A 19,009-nucleotide genomic window follows, 5' to 3' on the forward strand; every position below is an offset into this window, starting at 1 on the left:
AGACAAGATCATGGAGTACCAAGTGACCAATGCCGCGGCTCTTCTTCTCGCTGTCCTGCTCGCCTTCATCGGCGTGCTTCACCTCTGCTGGGCCATCGGGATCTACTGGCCGTTCTCGTCCAAGGAGGAGCTGACGCGCAAGGTCCTGTCGGACTCTGAGGACGTGCCGTCCGAGCCGCTTACGGCCGTGGTGGGCGTGGTGCTGATCGGCGCTGGATACCTCGCGCTCGCGGCGCGCTGGGATGGGCTGCGCTTTGTTCCCGACTGGATGTATGTGTGGGGTATGTGGGGGCTGGTCGCGGTCTTGGCCCTGCGGGGCGCCGTCGAACCGTTCACCGCCTCCAAGGGGAACCCGGACTACACGCGGCTGAATCGGCGTGCCTACGGTCCGCTGTGCTGCGTTCTGGCTCTGCTGGGGGTCGCGGTCGCGGTCTCCGCCTGACCGCGACCGGTTCAACGCCGCCTTCGACGGCGGCAGCTGAGAGCCGCCCAGCCCGTGTATGCGGGCTGGGCGGCTCTTTCATTTCTGTGTGTTCGCAAAACGATACGTGGTGACGTAGCCACCGCCGACGGCTCCCGAAAGGCCGCAGGTGGCATTCTCTTGCAGCCTGGTGGCACTTTCCTGCCCAAGCGGCCGACTTTTGTGCGTCCCGGCCATGGAGTTAGGCACTCTTGTCATGTGTCTTCGTTGGCCGTGCAGCAGCGCGAGCTAATCCCAGAGTAAACGGCAAGTGGAGCTAATACCTATGACTTCGGCTATCGACGAGCGTTTCGGCAAGATTAAGGAAATCGTCTGCGAGATCCTGGAACTGGAGGAGGACGAGGTCACTCCCGACGGTCTCTTCAAGGAGGAGTACGGGGCCGACTCACTCCGCGCCATCGAGATCCTGGCGGCCCTGGAGAAGGAGTTCGGCGTGGTCATCGATCAGGCCGAGCTGTCCCGCATGGTGAACCTGCTCGGCGTCGCCGAGGTCGTCGGGGAAGCCGCGGGCCAGAAGTAGTCCCGCTGCATGGGTGTTGTCGGTACCGGGCGTTCTTGTGGCACGTATATGCCACAAGAATCAGCCCGGTCGATTCGGGAATGAGCAGGTCGATGACTTCTGAACAGGCCGGGCTGGCGCTCAATGCGGACAGACGTGTCGTCATGACTGGATTCGGCGTGTTCTCCAGCATCGGAATCGGTGTGGAGAACTTCGCAGCCGGGCTTCGGGCGGGACTGAACGGCGCCAAGCCAATCACCGCTTTCGATGCTGAAGGATTCGCATACGCCAACGGGTGCGAGATCCTGGACTTCGAGCCGGAGCGCTGGATACGCAACCTCCCGGTTGAGTCTCTTGGCAGGGCAAGCCAGTTCTCGGTGGCCGCCGCGCGTATGGCGGTCGAGGATGCCGGGCTGGACAGTGCCGAGCTGCGTGGCCGCCGTGCGCTGGTTTCGCTCGGTACCACCGACGGTGAGTCGTATGACCTGGACCGCCTTGTGGCTACCGAGATCGAAAACGGTCCTGAGGGCATGGACCCGGCCATCGCGGGCCGGGTGCGGGCCAGCAGACTGTCGGTCGCCGCCGCACAGGAGCTGGAGCTCACCGATGTTGAGGCCGTGACCATTCCGACCGCCTGCGCGGCGGGAAACTACGCCATCGGCTACGGCTTTGACGCGGTGCGCTCCGGCGAGGTGGACGTGGCGCTCTGCGGCGGCGCCGACGCCATGTGCCGTAAGACGTTCGCCGGCTTCTACCGGCTGGGCACCATCGCGCCGGATGTCTGCCGCCCCTTCGATGCAGACCGCAAGGGCATCCTCACCGGGGAGGGCGCGGGCGTTCTGGTCCTGGAGACCCTGGAGTCCGCGCTGCGGCGTGGCGCCCGTATCTACGCCGAGGTGCTGGGATACGGCCTCAACTGCGATGGATACCACCAGGTCGCGCCCAAGCAGGACAGCGTGGCGCGCTGTATCTCCCTGGCCCTGGAGAACGCCAGGGTCAAGCCCGAGGAGGTGGACTTCATCTCCGCCCATGGCACCGGGACCAAGGCCAACGACATCACGGAGTCCACCGCGATCCGCGATGTCTACGGGGACAACCCGCCACGCACCGTGTCGATCAAGTCCATGCTTGGCCACACCATGGGCGCCGCGAGCGCGCTCGCGGCCATCGCCTGTGCGCTGTCGATCCGCCATGGCTTTATCCCGCCGACCATCAACCACCGCACGACGGATCCGGACTGCAAGATCGACTGCGTTCCCAACCACGCCGTCGCCGCATCGCCGCGCATCGTCCAGAACAACGGCCTCGCCTTCGGCGGGAACAACGCCGTAGTCATCCTCGGCCGCTGCGAAGAGGACGACATCGACGGCACAGCCGCCAAGGACAACGAGGAGGGGAAGACGTGAGCGCACGATGGCCCATCATCGGAGTGGGCGCCCTGTCGAGTGTGGGCGGCACCGCCGATGAGATGTTCGGCAATCTCTGCGCCGGCCGAAGCGGACGCGCTGTGCTGCGCGGCTTCCATCAGGACTGGTACACGGCGCGTGAGCTGTACGAAGTCGACGACCGTGCGGACGGGGCCGATCGGCCGCTGCGGGCAACCGGCTTCCTCGTGGACGCCATCGCACAGGCGCTGGACGACGCCGGCCTTTCCCAGGACCTGGGGGACACCCCGGTGCTGGTCGGCACCGGGCTGCGGGAGCTGCGCTCCGTGGAGCTGTGGCGCCGCGATGGAGCCATCGTCACGGCGGCTGATCTGCACTTTGGAACAGCGCTGCGGGACCGGTTCGGTGCTGTGAGCACATACACCTTCTCCAACGCCTGCTCGGCGTCGCTCTACGCGCTCTCGCTCGCCACCGACATGCTCGCGGCGGGAGCCGCGGACACGGTGGTCGTGGCGGGAACCGACGCCATCACCGAGAGTATGTTCGGCATTTCCGACCGGGTGCAGTCGGTGCCTCCGGATGCCCTCCGGCCGTTCGACGTCGACCGTAAGGGCACGATACTGGGCGAGGGCGCGGCGGCGATCGTGCTGCGCCGGGAGCAGCGCGACCGCACGTCGGTTCGCGGCTGGGTACGCGGCGTCGGCGTCAACTGTGACGCCTCACACCCGACGGCACCCGATCCCACGCGGGTCGCCGACGCCATGCGCGAGGCCCATCTGCGCGCCGACGTCACCCCCGCGGACATCGATCTGGTGATGCTGCACGGGACCGGCACGCCCGCCAACGACCTGGGCGAGGCCCAGGCGCTGCGGGAGGTCTACGGGAATGACGTCAAGGTCCCGCTGATGACGGCGATCAAGGCGATGACCGGCCATACCTCCGGCGCCTCCGGGCTGCATGGACTGATCACCGCACTCCAGTGCGCGCACACCGGACGGGTCGTACCGACCGTGCCGCTGGACGACCCGATGGCGGAGATCGCGGAGTTCCGGGTGGTGAGCGGCGGGGCTGCGGCTGAGGCCGTCTCGCTCGCCCAGGTCAACGCCTTCGGCTTCGGTGGGATCAACGCGGTGGCAGTCGTGGAAGGTGTGTCATGACACAACGGACCCGTACAACGGACGCCCTGGGCGGGAGTGACACGGTCCTCATCACCGGTCTGGGCCTCGCTCTGCCCGGCGTGGACTTCCCAGCCGGGATCGCGGAGCGGGGAGAGAACACCCCGGTCGATCCGGCGGCGCGAATCGGCAAGAAGGGCCTGCGCTACAAGGACCGGGCCACCCAGCTCGGGCTGGTCGCGGCACACGACGCCCTGCGCGACGCGGGCCTGATGGAAGGCGAGGGCAGGGGCGCCACGGTGGATGTGCCGCCGCAATCCGTAGGGGTGGTGGCAAGCTCCAACTACGGCAACCTCGACACCGTCTGCGACGTCGTTCAGACGATCGCGGAGGACGGCAGCAGCAGACTGCTCAGCCCCGTCATGACGCCCAATCTGTCCAGCAATGTCATCGCGTCCGAGGTCGCCCTCAGGTTCGCCCTGCGCGGGCCCAACCTGACCGTCTGCAACGGCCCGACCTCCGGTCTGGACGCTGTGCGGTGGGCGGTGACGTGGCTCGCGGCCGGCCGCGCCCGTTACGCACTGGTGCTCGGCTCGGAGCCGGACAACCCGGTGGTGCGCGGCCTGGCCGGAAGCGGGCCCGTGGTGGACGGAGCCGTGGCTCTGGTGCTTGAGCACACGTCCAGCGCCACCGAGCGCGGGGCCGCGCCACTCGCGGAACTAGGCCCGTATGCGCGCGCGGCCGATGTGCCCGGCGTGGTAACCGCGCTCGGCGTGGAGGGGAAAACGCTGGTCAGCTGGTACGGACCCGAAGGGGCGTCCGCCGATGACGTATTGGCCGGAACCGAACGGATCGATCTGTCACCGGACTGGGGTGTCACCTCAGGCGTACTGGGCGTGCTGCAGTGCGCTGCCGCCATCGGGCAGTTCGCGGCAGGACGGACCGGCTCAGTGCTCGCGGTCGCGGGCGGGCCCGGCGACGACGCGTCCGCGGGAGTCCTGCTTCGCTCGCCCACCCGGGTACCTCGGTGACGGCCCTCGGCCAGAGCGCCGCCGCACGGACCTCCCCGCTGCTGCTGCGTCACGACGCGCCGTACGGGCCCAACACCGCCCCCCGGGCGCTGCTGTTGCACGGTATGGCGAACAACGCCGCGATCTGGGACTCCCTCCGCGCCGCCATGCCCGAGCTGGTCTGCTCGGTGGCAGACCTGCCCTGGCGCGGCGGCGGAGTGCCGGACTGGAGCCATGAGCGGGACCCGGGTCACTGGGTCCGTGAGGCGCTGGACCGCACTGTCCACGACACCGGCCGAGTGGACGTGGTCATCGCCCACTCCTACTCGGCGACCCTGCTGCTCGACCAGCTCACCCGCGAGGAGGGCACCGCCGAGCACTATGGGCTGCGCGGCGTCGTCTTCGTCGCGCCTTTCTACCGCGCCAGTCCCGGGGAGTTCGACTGGGACACCGTGGCAGGTCTCGTCGACAAGATCCTGCTGACGATGGAAGAAGGCATCCGGGTGGTCGCCGGCGGCCGGGGCAACGCTGACCTGCACGGTTCCATGGCTCGACGCGTGTGCGAGCGGATCGGGCCCTACGGCTGGACGCGATTCTTCGATCAGTATCTGAGCACACCCTGGATCCCCACCAGCCGAATCCACGTCCCGGCGCTGGTCCTCTCCGGCACCCGGGACACGGTCACCCCCACGACGGAGAGCGCCGCCCTGGCCCGGGGTCTGCCGCTGGGTAGGTACGCACCCGTACCTGGCTGCGGGCACTTTCCCATGGTCGAGGCCACTGGGACGTTCACCGGTGAACTCGCCGCTTTTGTCCACCAGTTCATCCGTATACGAATGGAGAGCGCACGATGACCGCCACCGCAGTGCAGAAACTGCTCACCGAGGCGACGACGGTGACCCACACACCGGGCTATGAGGGTGCCAACATCGGCACCATCATCGGCTTCAAACATGTCAGCTATCTGATCGAGAAGTCTGTTATCGACCACTTCCGCCGGTGCGGCCTGCCGGTCGGCGCGCTGTATGAGCAGCAGGGCCTCGGGTTTGACACCGTGCATATCGAGAGCCGACTGAGCACCGCGTTGATCGTGGACGACGAGGCGTCGATCGAGGTGAAGCCCGTCACCACGGAGGACGCCGCCGAGCTGGCGTTCAAGGTGTCGATCACCGTTGACCGCGACGGCGAGCGGAAGAAGGCCGTCACCTCCAAGGTGCGAGCGGTGCTGCGCTACGACGAGAACGACACGCGCATGCTGCGCCGCCTGCCGGTGCCCGAGGGCCTGGAGAGGTTCGTCACCAAGCGCATAGGCAACGCCGAGCCGGGCGAGCCCGTTGTCCCGGGCACGGGCGACGAGCTGGTCTCCGGCGGCTCCACCGAGAACGATCCGGTCCTCGACCAGCTCACCGCGGGACACAACGCCTACGCCTGGAAGTTCCGCATCCCCTACCCCTTTGTGCACTTCTTCGAGCGACTGCAGGCCACGGGCTACCTACGGCTGATGGAGGAAGCCAAGCACCGCTTCGTCGACGCGCGCGGCATTTCGATCCGGGCCCTGCTGGAAGAGAGCAACTGGATCCCGGCGGTGACCCAGTCGAGCCTGACGCTGCTGGACGAGGCCCGGCTGGAGGAAGACCTGTACGTCGTCTACCGCGTTGACAGCGTCTTCAAGAACCTGATGTACACCTCCCGGCTCGACTACTACGTGGTCCGTGACGGCCGTCTGCTGAAGACGGCCACCGGTTCCATCACCCATGGATACGGCGTGGTGGAGAACGGCAAGGAAGGCCGGCTCGTGGAGTGGGACGACCGTGTGGCCAAGGCGATCAGCGGGGCGTCATGAGCGGCTTCGTCATATCGACATGGTCCGCGGTCTCGCCGTTCGGCATCGGTCGCGCCAGCTTCGAGCGTGGCCTGACCCAGCAGGCGTCAACGGCTGCCGAGCCCGGTGGCGAGGACGAGTGGGGCCCGCTTCCCGCGGGGACGTACCTTCCGGTGCCTGGCTTCTCGGCTCGGGAAGTCCTCGGCAAGAAGGGCACCCGGTCGATGGACCGGGTGTCCGCGCTCGCCGTCACCACCATCAGAGAGCTGTTGGAGGAGAACGCGCACAGCAGCGCGGTGGCGACCGGAGAGCGGGCCGCGCTGGTGCTTGGCACCACCACCGGAAGCGTGAAGTCCATGATGGACATCACCCGCGACACCCTGATTCACGAGAAGCCGTTCTATATCGACGCGGCGCGCATCCCCAACGCCATCATGAACAGCGCGGCGGCGCAGTGCGCGATCTGGCACCAGATCAAGGGCCCGAACACCACTGTCGCCGGCGGCCGCGTCGCCCCGCTGCTCGCCCTGCGCTATTCGCTGCGGTTGCTGGCCGCCGAGCGGGCCAAGGCCGCGCTGTGCGGTGGTGCTGAGGAACTCTCCGCCCCCCGGGCCTGGCTGGAGCACCACGGCCGCTCAGCGGCGGAACCGGCGGCCCCGCTGGGAGAGGGGTGCGCGCTGCTGCTGGTGGAGCCCGCCGCGGAGGCCCAGGGCTCCGCGCTCGCCGATGTGCTGGCAGTGGAGACCGGCATCCACACCGGCGCCGACCTGCGTCATTCGCTGATCGAATGTCTGCGGCGCGCGGTCGCCCGCACGGGCGTGACGCTGGACGACGTCTGGGCCGTGTCTTCTGTGCCGGGCGAAGGACCGCTGGGCGACGCCGAACGGGCCGCCGTCGACGACGTCTTCGGCTCGCCGAAGATCCAGCGTATTCAGGGCGCGCGGCTGTGGGGCGACGCGGGCGCGGCCACCGCCGCGTTCCAGACGGTGTCCGTGCTCTCCTCCGCCCAGGCCAGTGCCGAGGCGGCGGGCCGGGTCGCCGTGGTGGTGTCCGTCGACCGCGATGGCGTACTCGGGTGCGCCCTGCTCAGGATGAGGGCTCGATCGTGATCGGTTCCACGGGTGTCCGCAGGAGTCTGCCGCACCGATATCCCATGCTGCTGGTGGACTCCGTGCGCGAAGTCGTGCCCGGGAAACGGCTGGTCGCCATCAAGGCGGTGACACTCAACGAGCCCTGGTACTCCCGGCTGCCGCATGACACGGCGGATGAGGACCTCGCCTACCCGCCTGTGCTGCTGCTGGAGTCGTGGGGACAGGCGGCGGGCCTGCTGGCGGGCGCGGAGAATCCGGGTCCCGGGTCGCAGGAGGGCAGTGTGATGCTCTTCGGCGGCGCTTCCCGTGTCGAGTACCGGCGTCCAGTCCTGCCGGGCGAGGTCCTGGAGCACCACATCCGGCTGGGCCGGCGGTTCGAGGACGCGGTAACCGTCGAGGGCGAGACCCGCAGCGGGGCCGAGACCGTGCTCACCGTCGGCCAGGGACTGATGGCCTTCCGGCCCGCCAGCGCGCTGCGGCCGGACACCAACTGACGAACTCCAACTGACGACAGGGGGACAGCAACTCATGCCCGAAACCACAGCCAAGGTGGCGCTGGTCAGTGGCGGAACGCGTGGCATCGGCAGAGCCACCACGCTCCGGCTGGCCGAGGACGGATATGACATCGCTTTCTGCTACGCGGCAAACGCCGACGCGGCGGCCGGACTGGAGAAGGAGATCGCCGCTCTCGGCCGGCGTGTCTTCTCCCTGCGCGCGGATGTCACCGACACCAGCGCCGTACAGGAACTGGTCAGGCGTACCGAGGAGACCATCGGGCCGGTCGACGCCGTTGTCACCTCGGCCGGGATCACCCGGGACAACCCGCTGCTGCTGATGAAGGACGAGGACTGGCACGCGGTCATCGACGTCAACCTCAGCGGGACATACAACATCTGCCGTGCCGTCGTCTTCGCGATGATGAAGCGCAAGTCCGGCGTGATCGTCAACCTCTCCTCGGTGGCCGGCGTCTACGGCAACGCCACCCAGAGCAACTACGCCGCGTCCAAGGCGGGCATCATCGGCTTCACCCGGTCGCTGGCCAAGGAGGTCGGCCCCTACGGCATCCGGGCCAATGTCGTCGCCCCCGGCTTCATCAGCACCGATATGACGGCCGAGCTCAGCGAGAAGGTCATCGAGCAGGCGCTGAACCAGATACCGCTGCGCCGCGTCGGCACCGCCGACGAGGTCGCCGAGCTGGTCTCCTTCCTGGTCTCCGACCGCGCCGCCTACGTCACCGGATCCGTCTTCCACGTCGACGGCGGCATTCATCTGTGACCTGGCCGATCCGCCCCCCCGCCTGAAGAAGGGGCTTACAACCTGAGGCTTGCGGTCCAGCCCGAACCGGTCCCTTGCGGGACAGCCGAAAGGAATGACCACACACCAGGGAAGCGATTCCCCCACCGGCTGAAGCCGGTGGTCCCCTCACTAGGAGACTCATGGCTGACAAGGCCACGGCCAAGCCGGGCAAGGGGCCCCGCTGGTACTTCTCGCTCCGCAGCCCCTACTCCTGGATGGCCTATCGCGACCTCACCGAGCGGTATCCCGATGTCGCCGACGCCATCGAGTGGATTCCGTTCTGGGAGCCTGACGAGCAGACCGCCAAGCTGCTCGCGGAGGCCCAGGTCGAGTTGCCCATCGTTCCGATGTCCCGGGCGAAGAACTTCTACATCCTCCAGGACACCGCCCGGCTGTCCAAGGCCCGTGGCTGGACGATGAGCTGGCCCATCGACCGGGACCCCAACTGGGAGGTCTCCCACCTCGGGTATCTGGTGGCCGCGGACGCCGGGCAGGGCCGCGCGTTCATCGACCGGGTCTACAAGGCCCGCTGGGAGCAGAACCGGGACATCTGCGACCGCGAGGTCATCGGTGACATCGGCGCCGAGCTCGGCCTGGACGCCGAGCGGGTGGCGAACGCCTCCGACGACGCCGAGCTGCGCCGACGCGGCGTCGCGGCGCTGACGCGCTCCTACAAGGACGGCCTGTTCGGTGTGCCCTTCTTCGTGCACCGGCGCGACAAGTACTTCGGCGTCGACCGCCTCCGCGCGTACGTCGCCAGCATGCGGGGCGAGGAGGCGCCCGCGGGCGACCGCCAGTCCTGGCTCGACGACCTCATCGAACTGCCCGAGCTCGTCACACCGGGAGGCGACGCGGGGCACGCGGGCGGCTGTGGCTGATCCGGCACCCGCTCACGACAACGAACAGGAGTACCGCCATGCCAACTGCAAACCCCATAGACGAGGACGCGCTGCGCGACCTCATTGCCGATGTGCTGGACCTTGAGCCGAGCGTGATCACCGACGACGCGCACTTCATCGAAGACCTCGGCGTGGACTCGCTGCTCGCGCTGGAGCTCGCGGTGACGATGGAACGGCATTTCGAGATCAAGATCGAGTCAACGGAGATCGCCGATGTCGTGCGGATGCGTGATGTCGTCGCGCTGCTCAGCCGGAAGCTGGCGAGCGCGGTCTGAGCGGCCATACAGGCCGCGCCGCCGCCTTCCCGCAGCGCTGCGACTGCCGCAGGCGAGAGGAACATGATGAGTGAAGTTGTCGTGACCGGCCTGGGCGCGTTATCCGGTGCGGGCAGTGGCGTTGACGCCTTCTGGCGCGCCATGTGGGAGGCCGATCGCCCGCCGGAGCAGCCCACGGCCCAACTGGGGGCGGGGCGCACGGTGCCGCCGCCGTTGTGCCAGTCCGTGCCGGACGGCGCGCTCCATGAGGCAGCGTCTGTATACGAGGGACTGCCGCTGGGGCGGGCCAGCCAGGCCGCGATCCAGGTGGCGGATATGGCCGTGCGAGATGTCAAGACGCAGTCGGCGGCCCCGGGACGGCTTGGGGTCATCATGGCCAGCGGGGTGTCCGACGCAGGTCTGCTGGAGGAGTGGCGGGCGGGCACCCGGACACCCCCTGACCCATGGGTGCCCAGCTTTCCGGCCGCCGCCGCGATCGCCGACCGCTATGGCGCCGAGGTGGCCGCCACCAGTCCTTCCAACGCCTGTGCGGGCGGCTCCTACGCGATTGCGATGGGAGCTGACCTGATCCGCGCGGGTGAGGCGGACATCGTGATCGCGGGCGCCGTGGAGATGTACTCCCGGGTGATCGCGGCGAGCTTCACCCGGCTCGGCGCGCTGGACCCGGACGGTGTACGTCCGTTCCACCGAGCCCGCAAGGGGACGGGGATGGGCGAGGGTGCCGCCGCCCTCGTCCTGGAGTCGGCCGAGCACGCCGCTCAACGCGGTGCCAGGGTCCGGGGCCGGCTGCTCAGCTCCGGGTGGACCTGCGACGCCTACCACCCCACCGCCCCCAATCCGGACGGCGAGCAGATCGCGCGGGCGGTGCGCGAAGCCCTGCGCGGCGCCGCTGTGCACGCCGGCGACATCTCCCTTGTCGTCCCGCACGCGACCGGCACCGAGCTCAATGACGCCACCGAGGCGCGGGTCCTGCACGACGTGTTCGGTCCGCGCGCCGCTCAGCTGCCCCTGTACAGCCTCAAGGCCCTCATCGGTCACACCGGTAGCGCGTCAGGAGCGCTGTCCGCCGTTGCCGCGCTGCTCATGCTGGAGCATCGGCGGGTGCCGCGCAACGTGCCCATCGACGACCAGGACCCGGAGTGCGCCGTGCTGCTGTCCACCGAGCCCGTCACCCCCAAGGGCCGCCTGGCGTTGGTCAACGCCTTCGGGTTCGGCGGGCACAACATCTCCCTGCTGTTCGAAGGAGTACGTTGATCATGACTGCGCCGACCGCATCGGCGGCGGACCTGGTGGTGTCGGGCATCGGAACCGCGCTCCCGCCTCCGGACGGCGACGGAGGTGAGGAGTGGTTCGACTACCGCACGGAACTGGGACCCCGGGGCTACAAGTACGTGCCCCGCGCCACTCAGCTGCTGCTCGCCGCCGCCAAACGGGCACTGGCCGAGGCCCGGTGGACACCCGAAGGGGGCAGTGCGGAGGACTGCGGTGTGGCGCTGGCGTCCAACAACTGCGCGTCCCGGCTGCACGCCACCATCGACCGCACCGTGCTCACCCGTGGCGTCGAGGTGCTGCGTCCCGCGACGGTGCCGTTCTTCTCGGTGAACCTCTTCCTCAGCAGGCTGGCGATCGAGCATGGCCTCCGGGGATTCAGCCTCGCCCTGCACTCGCCGCGCATCGCCGGCCTGGAGGCCATCGAGGCAGGGGCGCGTGCGGTACGGCTCGGCCGAGCGCGCTGGCTGGTGCTCGGCGTCACGGAGGACCCACTGGATGAGGCCGAGCCGCGTTCCGCCGACTCCGAGGACGGTGCCGCCGTGCTGATCGCGGAGCCCGTGAAGCGTGCGGAGGCGCGGCAGGCCCATGTCTACGGGCGCTGTGCCGTCCGTTCGCTCTTCCTGCCGCCATCGGCGCTCACGTCCGATGGGGCCGCCGCACGGCGGCTGGTGCTCGCGGCGCTACGGGCGGTGGGCGCCGGCGCACCGGCCGAGATGCCGGTACGGCTGGTGGGGGACGACTCCCCGGTCTCGGACGCGGTGGCGGCGGCGCTGGGAGCCCGGACCGAACGGCGGCACGCGGGGCCCGGGGCACTGGCTCCCCTGCTTGAGGTGACCTCGGAGCTGCGCGCAGGAGCGGGACGGGAGAGGGTCATCGCGACCGCGGCGGCCACCGGCAACGTGGCCATCGCCAGGGTCACGGCAACCGCATAGCCATCCTCCGGGTACAGCAGCTGGGGGGCACCGCGCCGCGGTGCCCCCCAGCTGCTGTACCCGGGATCAGAGGCCGAACTTCGAGCGGAATTCACGCATGAGTGAGATGAAGCCGTCGATATGTTCGTCCGTGTGAGTCGCGTTGAGGATGAGACGCATGGTGGCGTGGTTTTTCCGTGCTGCTGGGAAGAGATAGACGGGAATCCGGTAACCGCGCTCCAGGAAGGCTTCCTTGATGGCGTTTCCGACGGGTTCGGGGCCCACGTCGATGGAAGTCATGATTGAGGGGGTTGGATTGAGTTCGAAGCCCTCGTCGATGAGCCGCTGACGGAAATATGCGACGCGGGCCAGGTAATTGTCAATGATCTCCGGCTCCTGCTGGGTGAGCAGGCGCATCACATATGCCGCCGTGGCCGCGGTCGGCGGCTGCACTTGTGCGGTGAAGACCGACGCCATATTGAGCGCCTCCATCGAGTACATGGCGTCACGGGGGCCGACGATAAGTCCACCCTCCAGACCCACGGACTTCTTGAGGGAGATCATGATGAACGTGGCACGGTACATTCCCGCGTACTCTTTCGCGAACGGGCGGTGCTGTGCGCCGTACACCAGGAAGCCGTTGGCGTCGTCCACGAAGCTCAGTGCGCCGTACTTCTCACAGACATCGACGAGGTCGTGCATGGGTGCCACGGAGCCGTCGATCGAGTAGACGCTCTCGAAGACGACGACGACCCGTTTGCCCCGCAGTCGCTGGAGGACCTGTTCCAGGTGCTCGGGGTTGTTGTGCTTGAAGGAGAAGAGCCGTCGACCGTACTCGAGCTTCTCTGCGGCCTTCCACAGGCTCCAGTGGTTGTCGCGGTCGAACACGAAGACCACATCGGTCAGGTCGATCCGCATGTCGTCGGACCAGGCTTGCTTGTTCGACATCGCATGGATGAAGCCGATGTTGGCCAGCATGCCCGTCGCGTAGCCGATCGCTCGCTCCTTGCCCAGGATGCGGCAGAGCTCGGCCTCCATATCGATGTGCGGACGCGTCACGCCCTGGCTGATCCGGGCGCCGCCGGTGGCCAGCCCGTAGCGGCGAGCCGCATCGGTGAAGGTGTCCATTACATCCGGCCTGCTGTGCAGGTTCAGGAAGTTGACAGGCGCGAAGTTCACCAGCTGCCTGCCCTGCATCGTCACCTCGGGGACGCCGGACATGCCCTCGCTGAAAGGCACCCCGATGCCAAACTGGCGTAGGCCCTCGGCAAACTGGTCGAAGTGCCACTGAGGAGCGCCGCTGGACGACGCGGTCTCTTCCGCCTTTTCGGCGGCGGGAATGGGAGCAGCTGCCTGCTCTCGTGCATCTAGCGTCATCTGATTTCCTCCTGATCGCTGTGGGAATCTAGCAGTGCGAGCAGCGCGATTTTCCGGACACCTGGTGTGTTGGCAAGTTGCTGTAACACGGGGGCGTGCCACCTGTCTTTGTGTCTTCCGGAGAGTGGCGTTCTGTGTGTGAGCCCAAGCGGTTGTGGCAGGTCCTTGTCCGCGGGCGGAAATGCGGACCGCAGCTGTCTTAACCTCATCGATGACCGGGATCTTCGCCGGGTTACCAGCTCTGGCCACGGACCGGGGCACTGTCCACTGACGACGACTGGGAGAAGCCGTGCCTGAGTTCACCGAGGCTTACGGTTCACGGCGGGTCGTACTGACCGGCCTGGGCGCCGTATCGAGTATCGGCATCGGTGCCGAGCGCTTCCTGGCAGGGCTACGCCAGGGGCGCAGCGGTGCCAAGCCGATCGGTGCCTACGACACCACGGGATTCGAATACGCCAACGGTTGCGAGGTCGTGGACTTCGACCCCGGCCGGTACCTGACCACCCTGGACCCCCGTACGCTGGGCCGCGCCACCCAGTTCTCCGTGGCAGCCGCCCGGATGGCCGTCCAGGATGCGGGCCTGTCTGACAACGAACTCTCCTCGCGTGCCTGCATGGTCTCGGTGGGCACCACTGACGGTGAGTCGCGCGACCTTGACCACCTGGTCGAGCATGAGCTTGAGCAGGGGCCTGAGAGCATGGACCCCGCCGTGGCCGGCCGCGTGCCGGTCGCCAACCTCTCCACCGCGGTCGCTCGCGAGTTCCGCCTCACCAAGGCCGAGACCATCACGGTGCCGACGGCCTGTGCCGCGGGTAACTACGCCATCGGCTACGGCCTGGACGCCATCCGCCTTGGCGAGGCCGACATCGTGCTGGGCGGCGGCGCTGACGCCATGTGCCGCAAGACCTTTGCCGGCTTCTACCGGCTGGGCACCATCGCCCCGGAGGTCTGCGCACCCTTCGACATCGACCGCAAGGGCATCCTCACCGGCGAGGGCGCGGGCATCCTCGTCCTGGAGAGCCTGGAATCCGCACTGGCGCGCGGGGCCCGTATCTATGCCGAGGTGCTCGGCTACGGACTGAACTGCGACGCCTACCACCAGGTAGCGCCCTACCAGGACAGCGTCGCGGACTGTATGCGCCTCGCCCTTCGCGATGCCGGTGTGAAGCCCGAGGAGGTCGGCTTCATCTCCGCGCACGGCACCGGCACCCAGGCCAATGATGTCACCGAGGCGCGGGCGATCCGGTCGGTGTTCGCCACCCCGCCGCGCACGGTGTCGATGAAGTCGATGCTCGGTCACTCGATGGGCGCGGCCAGCGCGCTCGCCGCCATCGGGTGCGCGCTGGCCATCCGTGAAGGGTTCATTCCCCCGACCATCAACCATGTCGAGACGGACCCCGACGTCGCCCTGGACTGTGTGCCCAACCAGGCGGTGCCGGCTGAGCTGCGCATCGTCCAGAACAACGGGCTCGCCTTCGGCGGCAACAACTCCGTCGTGATCTTTGGCAGGTATGACTCGTGACCAAGCGACCCACCAGGCCGCGTCCAGTGATCGTGGACTGGTCGGCCATCTCTCCATTCGGCATCGGACGGGAGGCGTTCCTCGCGGGAATGTCCTCCGGCGGCGCCACCGACTGCGTGCCCGCCGAGGACGGCGCGATCCCCCGTACGCGGGCCCGGATGGCCGGGCAGTTCGAAACTCGAACGGCGCTGGGCCGCAAGGGAACCCGCTCCATGGACCGGCTGACCGCACTCACGGTTGCCACCGCCGGACAGCTCGTGGAGCGCTGCGCTGACCTGACGGGGAGTCCCGGCCAGGACGGTGGGGCGCCGGCCGATGTGCTGCCGGGACGAGCACTGGTCCTGGGCACCACAACCGGCAGTGCGCAGTCCATGATGGACTTCACCCGCAGCTCACTGACCGGTGACCGGCCCTACCATGTCGACCCGGCCCGGTTCCCCAACACGGTGATGAACTGCGCCGCTGGCCAGGCCGCTATCTGGCACCGGCTCAAGGGCCCGAACGTCACGGTTGGAGGCGGACGCGCCGCCGGGCTGCTCGCGCTGAACTACGCCCGCAGACTGCAGGCGACCGGCCGTGCCTCCTCCGTGCTGTGCGGCGCGGCCGAGGAATACTCCCCGGCCCGGGCCTGGCTCCAGCACCACACCGGGGATGCGGGCGGCGCGGATTCCGTGCTGGGCGAAGGCTGCGCGATGCTGCGCGTCGAGCCGTCCGAGCAGGCCCCCGACAGCGCCTTCGCTGATGTACTCGCCCTGGAATTCGGCGTCTTCGACGGCGTGAACCAGGTCGCGGCGGTGCTGCGCCAATGCCTCCACACGGCGCTGGGCAACGCCGACGTCACGCCCGCCGAGCTGTGGCGCGTGGCGACCAGCGGGGCGCCTGGCGCGCTCGGCTCCGGCGAACACGCGGCGCTCGACGCCCTGCTGGCGGACTCCGCAGCCGACCGCGTCAGCTGTGCGGACTTCCTCGGTGACACGGCCGCGGTGGCCGCCGCCTTCCAGGTGGTCTCGGTCCTGGCCATGGCGGAGACGGAGCCCGCCGACGCGCCGCGCACCGCCCTGATCACCTCGGTCGACAGGGACGGTGTGGCCGGCTGCGCCGTGCTCTCCCTGCGCCCCACGCCATCGGGCGGGTACGGCCCGTCCACCCCGCCCATCGCAGCAACGACACAACAGTGAGGACCAGTCATATGCCCCTCTTGACCGAGCTTGACAAGGAAGAGCTGCGCGCCGTGGTCGCCGACGCGCTTGATGTCCCGGTGGAGGAGGTGACCGACACCGCCAGCTTCGTCGACGACCTTGGGGTCGACTCGCTGCTGACGCTCGAGGTGATGGTGTCGATCGAGCAGACCTACGGCGTCAAGCTGGAGGAGGGCGAGCTACAGACCATGACCACGTTCGAGCACGCCTGGAAGCTGATGCAGAGCAAGCAGCGGGACGCCTGATGGGGGGCGAGCACGCGGCCCGCTCCCTGGCCGGCGAGGTCACGATGGTCCGGGCAGGGACACCGGACGAAGCCCCGCCGCATGCTGAGGCGACGATCGGCATCAGCGCGGATGAGCCCGTATTCGACGGGCACTACCCAGGCTTTCCGATTCTGCCCGGCGTGTGCCTCATCGAGTGCGTACACCGGGCCGCGCTGGGCGCGTTTCCCGCCTTCCTCGACGAGAAGGCCCGGCCACGCCTGGCCGCCGTCGAGTCGGCGCGGTTTCTCGACCCCGTCTACCCGGGCGAGCTGGTCGCCATGGAGCTGAGCTGGAAGGCGGTACGGGACGACTGGCAGTGCCGTGCCGTGGTCCGCAATCCGCGTGGAGACAGCGCCCGGGTCCGGCTGCGGTACACCGTGGCGGACGCCTGATGCTCGGCATACCGGAGATCGAAGGGCTCATCCCGCACCGGGCCGGCATGCTGCTGGTGGACCGGATCCTCGAACTGGAGCCCGGGGCACATGTCATCGCGCGTAAGGCCGCCAGTTACGGCGAGCCCTGGTTCCGGGCTCGTGACGCCTACGGGACGGCCGGTGAGCAGGGCTTGGCCTGGCCGCACGCCGTGCTGATGGAGTCGTTCAACCAGGCGTGCGCGGTGCTGGTGATGGCGACCTGGAAAGGCGACGGCACCGACGTCCTGGACGCCGGTGTGCCGATGCTCGGTACGTACACCGACCTCTCCTTCGGCGCCCCCGTCCTCCCGGGCGATCAGGTGACACACCACGTCCGGGTGCTCCGGCAGCTTGACGAAACCATGATTCTGACCGGCGAGTCACGGGTGGAGGGCACGGCGGTGCTGTCCGCCGGACACGGACTGGTCATCCGCCGCCCGGCCGACGCGCTGGAGAGAGAGGACATACCGACGTGACCGAGCAGCAGCCACAGACACCCCGGGAGTGGGACGTCGTCGTCGTGGGCGCGGGTCTCGGCGGCCTCACCTGCGCCGCCTATCTGGCGGCGGCGGGGCGCCGGGTGCTGCTCCTGGAACAGCACGATATCGCCGGGGGCAACAGCCATGTCTTCCGCAGGCGGCGGAAGTTCGAGTTCGACGTCGGGGTGCACTACATCGGGGACTGCGGAGCGGACGGCATCGTTCCGGCGATCCTCGGCGGCTTGGGCGTCCGCGACCGGGTCGGCTTCCGGGAGATGGACCCGGACTGCTTCGACAAGGTCCTGCTCCCCGGCCTTTCGGTGGAGGTCCCCGCGAGCTGGGGCGAGTACCGTGCCCGGCTGCGCAAGGCACTCCCGGACGACGCCGAGGGGCTGGACACCTTCACCTCCATCATCGAGGCGATGGGCGAGGAGCAGCGCGCCACGCTGCTGGCGCCTCCGGGGAAGTCCGTCCCGGACATCGTCGCCATGACGCCGACGGTGCAGTCATGGGGCAGGAGGACGCTCGCCGAACTCTTCGACCACTGCGGGCTTTCCTCCGCGGCGCGCACCGTGCTCGCTGCCCAGTCGCCCAACTACGGCATGGGACCTGAGCAGGCGACGGTCTCCATGCACGCCATCGTCACCGATCACTACGTCCGCGGGGCGTACTTCCCCGAAGGTGGCGGTCAGATGCTCGCCGCCACGCTGGTTGAGGTGCTGGAGGCCAACGGCGGTGTGCTGCGCACCCGGAGCACCGTACAGCGGGTGCTCGTGGAGGATCGCGCGGTCCGTGGCGTGGTGCTCACCGACGGCACTGAGTACCACGCTCCTCTCGTGGTCTCCAACGCCGACTTCCGTCGCACGCTGCTCGACCTCGTAGGCGAGGAACATCTGAGCAAGCCGATGGCGAGGAGAACGCGTGAAGCGGAGATGGGCCTCCCGTTCGCGACGCTGTACCTGGCGCTCGACCGGGAGCTGGAGGGCATCAACGAGGCCAATATGTGGTGGTACGACACTGATGACATCGATGCCTACTACCAGCGGTTGGCCGAGGGCCGGCAGCCCGACGACGTGCCGTTCCTCTTCATCTCGTTCGGTTCCCTCAAGGATCCGGGCTCGGCCCATATGTGCCCGCCAGGGCACAGCAACTTCCAGCTGATGACGCTGTGCCCGCCGGCCTATGAGCCATGGGGCGTGACCTCCGGACCCACGGACGGGATCAAGTACCGCAGGCTGAAGGCGTACAAGGCGGAGAAGGAACGCTTCACCGAGGCGATGCTCACCGCCGCCGAACGGGTCCTCGGCCCCTTCCGTGACCACATAGTCCACTGTGAGCTGGCGACCCCGCTCACCCAGGAGCGCTACACACGGTCCACCGGCGGCACACCGTTCGGTGTCGCGCGCTGGGGGCGTGGCGGAACCCGGCCGGACACCGGGACCGGCATCCGCGGTCTGCATGTCGTCGGCCAGAGCACGCGCTACGGCAGCGGCATCACCGGCGTCATGGTCGGCGGCCTCGCCTGTGCCGGAACGATTCTGGAGCGCCAGCTGATGTATCAGGTCCACGCCGGCGAAGTCGTCGGAGATCCGTCATTGCTGCCCGAACGTCCAGCACGCTGGGACCCTTTGGCGATCTCACGCGGAACCGCGCGACGGTCCGCCCGCGGTCTCGCTCGTATCGACTGAGGCACCGTC

General features: G+C 68.4%; 21 protein-coding genes. 20 read left to right on the forward strand and 1 reads right to left on the reverse strand.

Annotated features, from left to right (window positions below; all coding sequences use genetic code 11):
- Positions 1 to 22 precede the first annotated feature (22 nt).
- From test1122_RS22305 to test1122_RS22370, 14 genes are all read left to right on the forward strand, one after another.
- Positions 23 to 442 (forward strand): DUF3995 domain-containing protein, encoded by a 420-nt coding sequence (locus tag test1122_RS22305; protein WP_232270946.1) that lies wholly within the window; start codon positions 23 to 25, stop codon positions 440 to 442.
- A gap of 304 nt (positions 443 to 746) precedes the next feature.
- Positions 747 to 1,001 carry an acyl carrier protein gene (locus tag test1122_RS22310; protein ID WP_232270947.1) on the forward strand — a complete coding sequence of 85 codons (255 nt, stop codon included), beginning with the start codon at positions 747 to 749 and terminating at the stop codon, positions 999 to 1,001.
- A 92-nt stretch (positions 1,002 to 1,093) separates the two neighbouring features.
- Positions 1,094 to 2,386 carry a beta-ketoacyl-[acyl-carrier-protein] synthase family protein gene (locus test1122_RS22315; RefSeq protein WP_232270948.1) on the forward strand — a complete coding sequence of 431 codons (1,293 nt, stop codon included), beginning with the start codon at positions 1,094 to 1,096 and terminating at the stop codon, positions 2,384 to 2,386.
- Positions 2,383 to 3,522 (forward strand): beta-ketoacyl-[acyl-carrier-protein] synthase family protein, encoded by a 1,140-nt coding sequence (locus test1122_RS22320; protein ID WP_277879871.1) that lies wholly within the window; start codon positions 2,383 to 2,385, stop codon positions 3,520 to 3,522. The genes test1122_RS22315 and test1122_RS22320 overlap by 4 nt, the downstream gene beginning before the upstream one ends.
- The gene (locus tag test1122_RS22325; RefSeq protein WP_232270949.1) at positions 3,519 to 4,511 is read left to right on the forward strand and encodes a beta-ketoacyl synthase N-terminal-like domain-containing protein; all 993 of its coding nucleotides are present in this window, start codon (positions 3,519 to 3,521) and stop codon (positions 4,509 to 4,511) included. Before test1122_RS22320 ends, test1122_RS22325 begins: the two co-directional genes overlap by 4 nt.
- Positions 4,508 to 5,344 (forward strand): alpha/beta fold hydrolase, encoded by an 837-nt coding sequence (locus tag test1122_RS22330; protein ID WP_232270950.1) that lies wholly within the window; start codon positions 4,508 to 4,510, stop codon positions 5,342 to 5,344. Before test1122_RS22325 ends, test1122_RS22330 begins: the two co-directional genes overlap by 4 nt.
- Complete coding sequence (locus test1122_RS22335; RefSeq protein ID WP_232270951.1) at positions 5,341 to 6,333, forward strand: acyl-CoA thioesterase; 993 nt, start codon at positions 5,341 to 5,343, stop codon at positions 6,331 to 6,333. Before test1122_RS22330 ends, test1122_RS22335 begins: the two co-directional genes overlap by 4 nt.
- On the forward strand, positions 6,330 to 7,421 hold the full coding sequence (locus test1122_RS22340; RefSeq protein WP_232270952.1) for a beta-ketoacyl synthase N-terminal-like domain-containing protein: 1,092 nt from the start codon (positions 6,330 to 6,332) through the stop codon (positions 7,419 to 7,421). Before test1122_RS22335 ends, test1122_RS22340 begins: the two co-directional genes overlap by 4 nt.
- Positions 7,418 to 7,897 carry a 3-hydroxyacyl-ACP dehydratase FabZ family protein gene (locus test1122_RS22345; protein WP_232270953.1) on the forward strand — a complete coding sequence of 160 codons (480 nt, stop codon included), beginning with the start codon at positions 7,418 to 7,420 and terminating at the stop codon, positions 7,895 to 7,897. Before test1122_RS22340 ends, test1122_RS22345 begins: the two co-directional genes overlap by 4 nt.
- Positions 7,898 to 7,931: 34 nt before the next feature.
- Entirely contained in the window at positions 7,932 to 8,678 is a 747-nt protein-coding gene (gene fabG / locus test1122_RS22350) for a 3-oxoacyl-[acyl-carrier-protein] reductase (RefSeq protein ID WP_232270954.1), read from the forward strand.
- Positions 8,679 to 8,839: 161 nt separating this feature from the next.
- Positions 8,840 to 9,577, forward strand: coding sequence for a 2-hydroxychromene-2-carboxylate isomerase (locus test1122_RS22355; protein ID WP_232270955.1), 738 nt, complete (start codon positions 8,840 to 8,842; stop codon positions 9,575 to 9,577).
- 38 nt (positions 9,578 to 9,615) lie between these two features.
- Positions 9,616 to 9,873: an acyl carrier protein gene (locus test1122_RS22360; protein ID WP_232270956.1), complete on the forward strand. Its 258-nt coding sequence runs from the start codon at positions 9,616 to 9,618 to the stop codon at positions 9,871 to 9,873.
- A gap of 66 nt (positions 9,874 to 9,939) precedes the next feature.
- On the forward strand, positions 9,940 to 11,127 hold the full coding sequence (locus tag test1122_RS22365) for a beta-ketoacyl-[acyl-carrier-protein] synthase family protein (protein WP_232270957.1): 1,188 nt from the start codon (positions 9,940 to 9,942) through the stop codon (positions 11,125 to 11,127).
- A gap of 2 nt (positions 11,128 to 11,129) precedes the next feature.
- Entirely contained in the window at positions 11,130 to 12,077 is a 948-nt protein-coding gene (locus tag test1122_RS22370) for a beta-ketoacyl synthase N-terminal-like domain-containing protein (protein ID WP_232270958.1), read from the forward strand.
- A 66-nt stretch (positions 12,078 to 12,143) separates the two neighbouring features.
- Here test1122_RS22370 and test1122_RS22375 read toward each other — a convergent pair whose 3' ends face one another.
- On the reverse strand, positions 12,144 to 13,433 hold the full coding sequence (locus tag test1122_RS22375) for an aminotransferase class I/II-fold pyridoxal phosphate-dependent enzyme (RefSeq protein WP_232270959.1): 1,290 nt from the start codon (positions 13,431 to 13,433) through the stop codon (positions 12,144 to 12,146).
- Positions 13,434 to 13,722: 289 nt separating this feature from the next.
- Here test1122_RS22375 and test1122_RS22380 point away from each other — a divergent pair, with 289 nt between their 5' ends.
- The 6 genes from test1122_RS22380 to test1122_RS22405 are packed head-to-tail and all read left to right on the forward strand — an operon-like array spanning position 13,723 to position 19,000.
- Complete coding sequence (locus test1122_RS22380) at positions 13,723 to 14,955, forward strand: beta-ketoacyl-[acyl-carrier-protein] synthase family protein (RefSeq protein WP_232270960.1); 1,233 nt, start codon at positions 13,723 to 13,725, stop codon at positions 14,953 to 14,955.
- Positions 14,952 to 16,133 carry a beta-ketoacyl synthase N-terminal-like domain-containing protein gene (locus tag test1122_RS22385; RefSeq protein ID WP_232270961.1) on the forward strand — a complete coding sequence of 394 codons (1,182 nt, stop codon included), beginning with the start codon at positions 14,952 to 14,954 and terminating at the stop codon, positions 16,131 to 16,133. Before test1122_RS22380 ends, test1122_RS22385 begins: the two co-directional genes overlap by 4 nt.
- 11 nt (positions 16,134 to 16,144) lie before the next feature.
- Positions 16,145 to 16,399 (forward strand): acyl carrier protein, encoded by a 255-nt coding sequence (locus test1122_RS22390; RefSeq protein WP_232270962.1) that lies wholly within the window; start codon positions 16,145 to 16,147, stop codon positions 16,397 to 16,399.
- Complete coding sequence (locus test1122_RS22395) at positions 16,399 to 16,812, forward strand: 3-hydroxyacyl-ACP dehydratase FabZ family protein (protein WP_232270963.1); 414 nt, start codon at positions 16,399 to 16,401, stop codon at positions 16,810 to 16,812. The genes test1122_RS22390 and test1122_RS22395 overlap by 1 nt, the downstream gene beginning before the upstream one ends.
- Complete coding sequence (locus tag test1122_RS22400; protein WP_232270964.1) at positions 16,812 to 17,309, forward strand: 3-hydroxyacyl-ACP dehydratase FabZ family protein; 498 nt, start codon at positions 16,812 to 16,814, stop codon at positions 17,307 to 17,309. Before test1122_RS22395 ends, test1122_RS22400 begins: the two co-directional genes overlap by 1 nt.
- On the forward strand, positions 17,306 to 19,000 hold the full coding sequence (locus test1122_RS22405; protein WP_232270965.1) for a phytoene desaturase family protein: 1,695 nt from the start codon (positions 17,306 to 17,308) through the stop codon (positions 18,998 to 19,000). Before test1122_RS22400 ends, test1122_RS22405 begins: the two co-directional genes overlap by 4 nt.
- Positions 19,001 to 19,009 lie beyond the last annotated feature (9 nt).

The organism is Streptomyces gobiensis (genome assembly GCF_021216675.1).
Lineage (GTDB): Bacteria > Actinomycetota > Actinomycetes > Streptomycetales > Streptomycetaceae > Streptomyces > Streptomyces gobiensis.

Bases quoted from the DNA above. Each gene is read 5' to 3' on its own strand.
- test1122_RS22400 (WP_232270964.1), top strand. From the start codon at position 16,812: ATGCTCGGCATACCGGAGATCGAAGGGCTCATCCCGCACCGGGCCGGC.
- test1122_RS22370 (WP_232270958.1), top strand. From the start codon at position 11,130: ATGACTGCGCCGACCGCATCGGCGGCGGACCTGGTGGTGTCGGGCATC.
- test1122_RS22375 (WP_232270959.1), bottom strand. From the start codon at position 13,433: ATGACGCTAGATGCACGAGAGCAGGCAGCTGCTCCCATTCCCGCCGCC.
- test1122_RS22355 (WP_232270955.1), top strand. From the start codon at position 8,840: ATGGCTGACAAGGCCACGGCCAAGCCGGGCAAGGGGCCCCGCTGGTAC.
- test1122_RS22325 (WP_232270949.1), top strand. From the start codon at position 3,519: ATGACACAACGGACCCGTACAACGGACGCCCTGGGCGGGAGTGACACG.
- test1122_RS22395 (WP_232270963.1), top strand. From the start codon at position 16,399: ATGGGGGGCGAGCACGCGGCCCGCTCCCTGGCCGGCGAGGTCACGATG.
- test1122_RS22340 (WP_232270952.1), top strand. From the start codon at position 6,330: ATGAGCGGCTTCGTCATATCGACATGGTCCGCGGTCTCGCCGTTCGGC.
- test1122_RS22390 (WP_232270962.1), top strand. From the start codon at position 16,145: ATGCCCCTCTTGACCGAGCTTGACAAGGAAGAGCTGCGCGCCGTGGTC.
- test1122_RS22310 (WP_232270947.1), top strand. From the start codon at position 747: ATGACTTCGGCTATCGACGAGCGTTTCGGCAAGATTAAGGAAATCGTC.
- test1122_RS22360 (WP_232270956.1), top strand. From the start codon at position 9,616: ATGCCAACTGCAAACCCCATAGACGAGGACGCGCTGCGCGACCTCATT.
- fabG (WP_232270954.1), top strand. From the start codon at position 7,932: ATGCCCGAAACCACAGCCAAGGTGGCGCTGGTCAGTGGCGGAACGCGT.
- test1122_RS22335 (WP_232270951.1), top strand. From the start codon at position 5,341: ATGACCGCCACCGCAGTGCAGAAACTGCTCACCGAGGCGACGACGGTG.
- test1122_RS22365 (WP_232270957.1), top strand. From the start codon at position 9,940: ATGAGTGAAGTTGTCGTGACCGGCCTGGGCGCGTTATCCGGTGCGGGC.
- test1122_RS22315 (WP_232270948.1), top strand. From the start codon at position 1,094: ATGACTTCTGAACAGGCCGGGCTGGCGCTCAATGCGGACAGACGTGTC.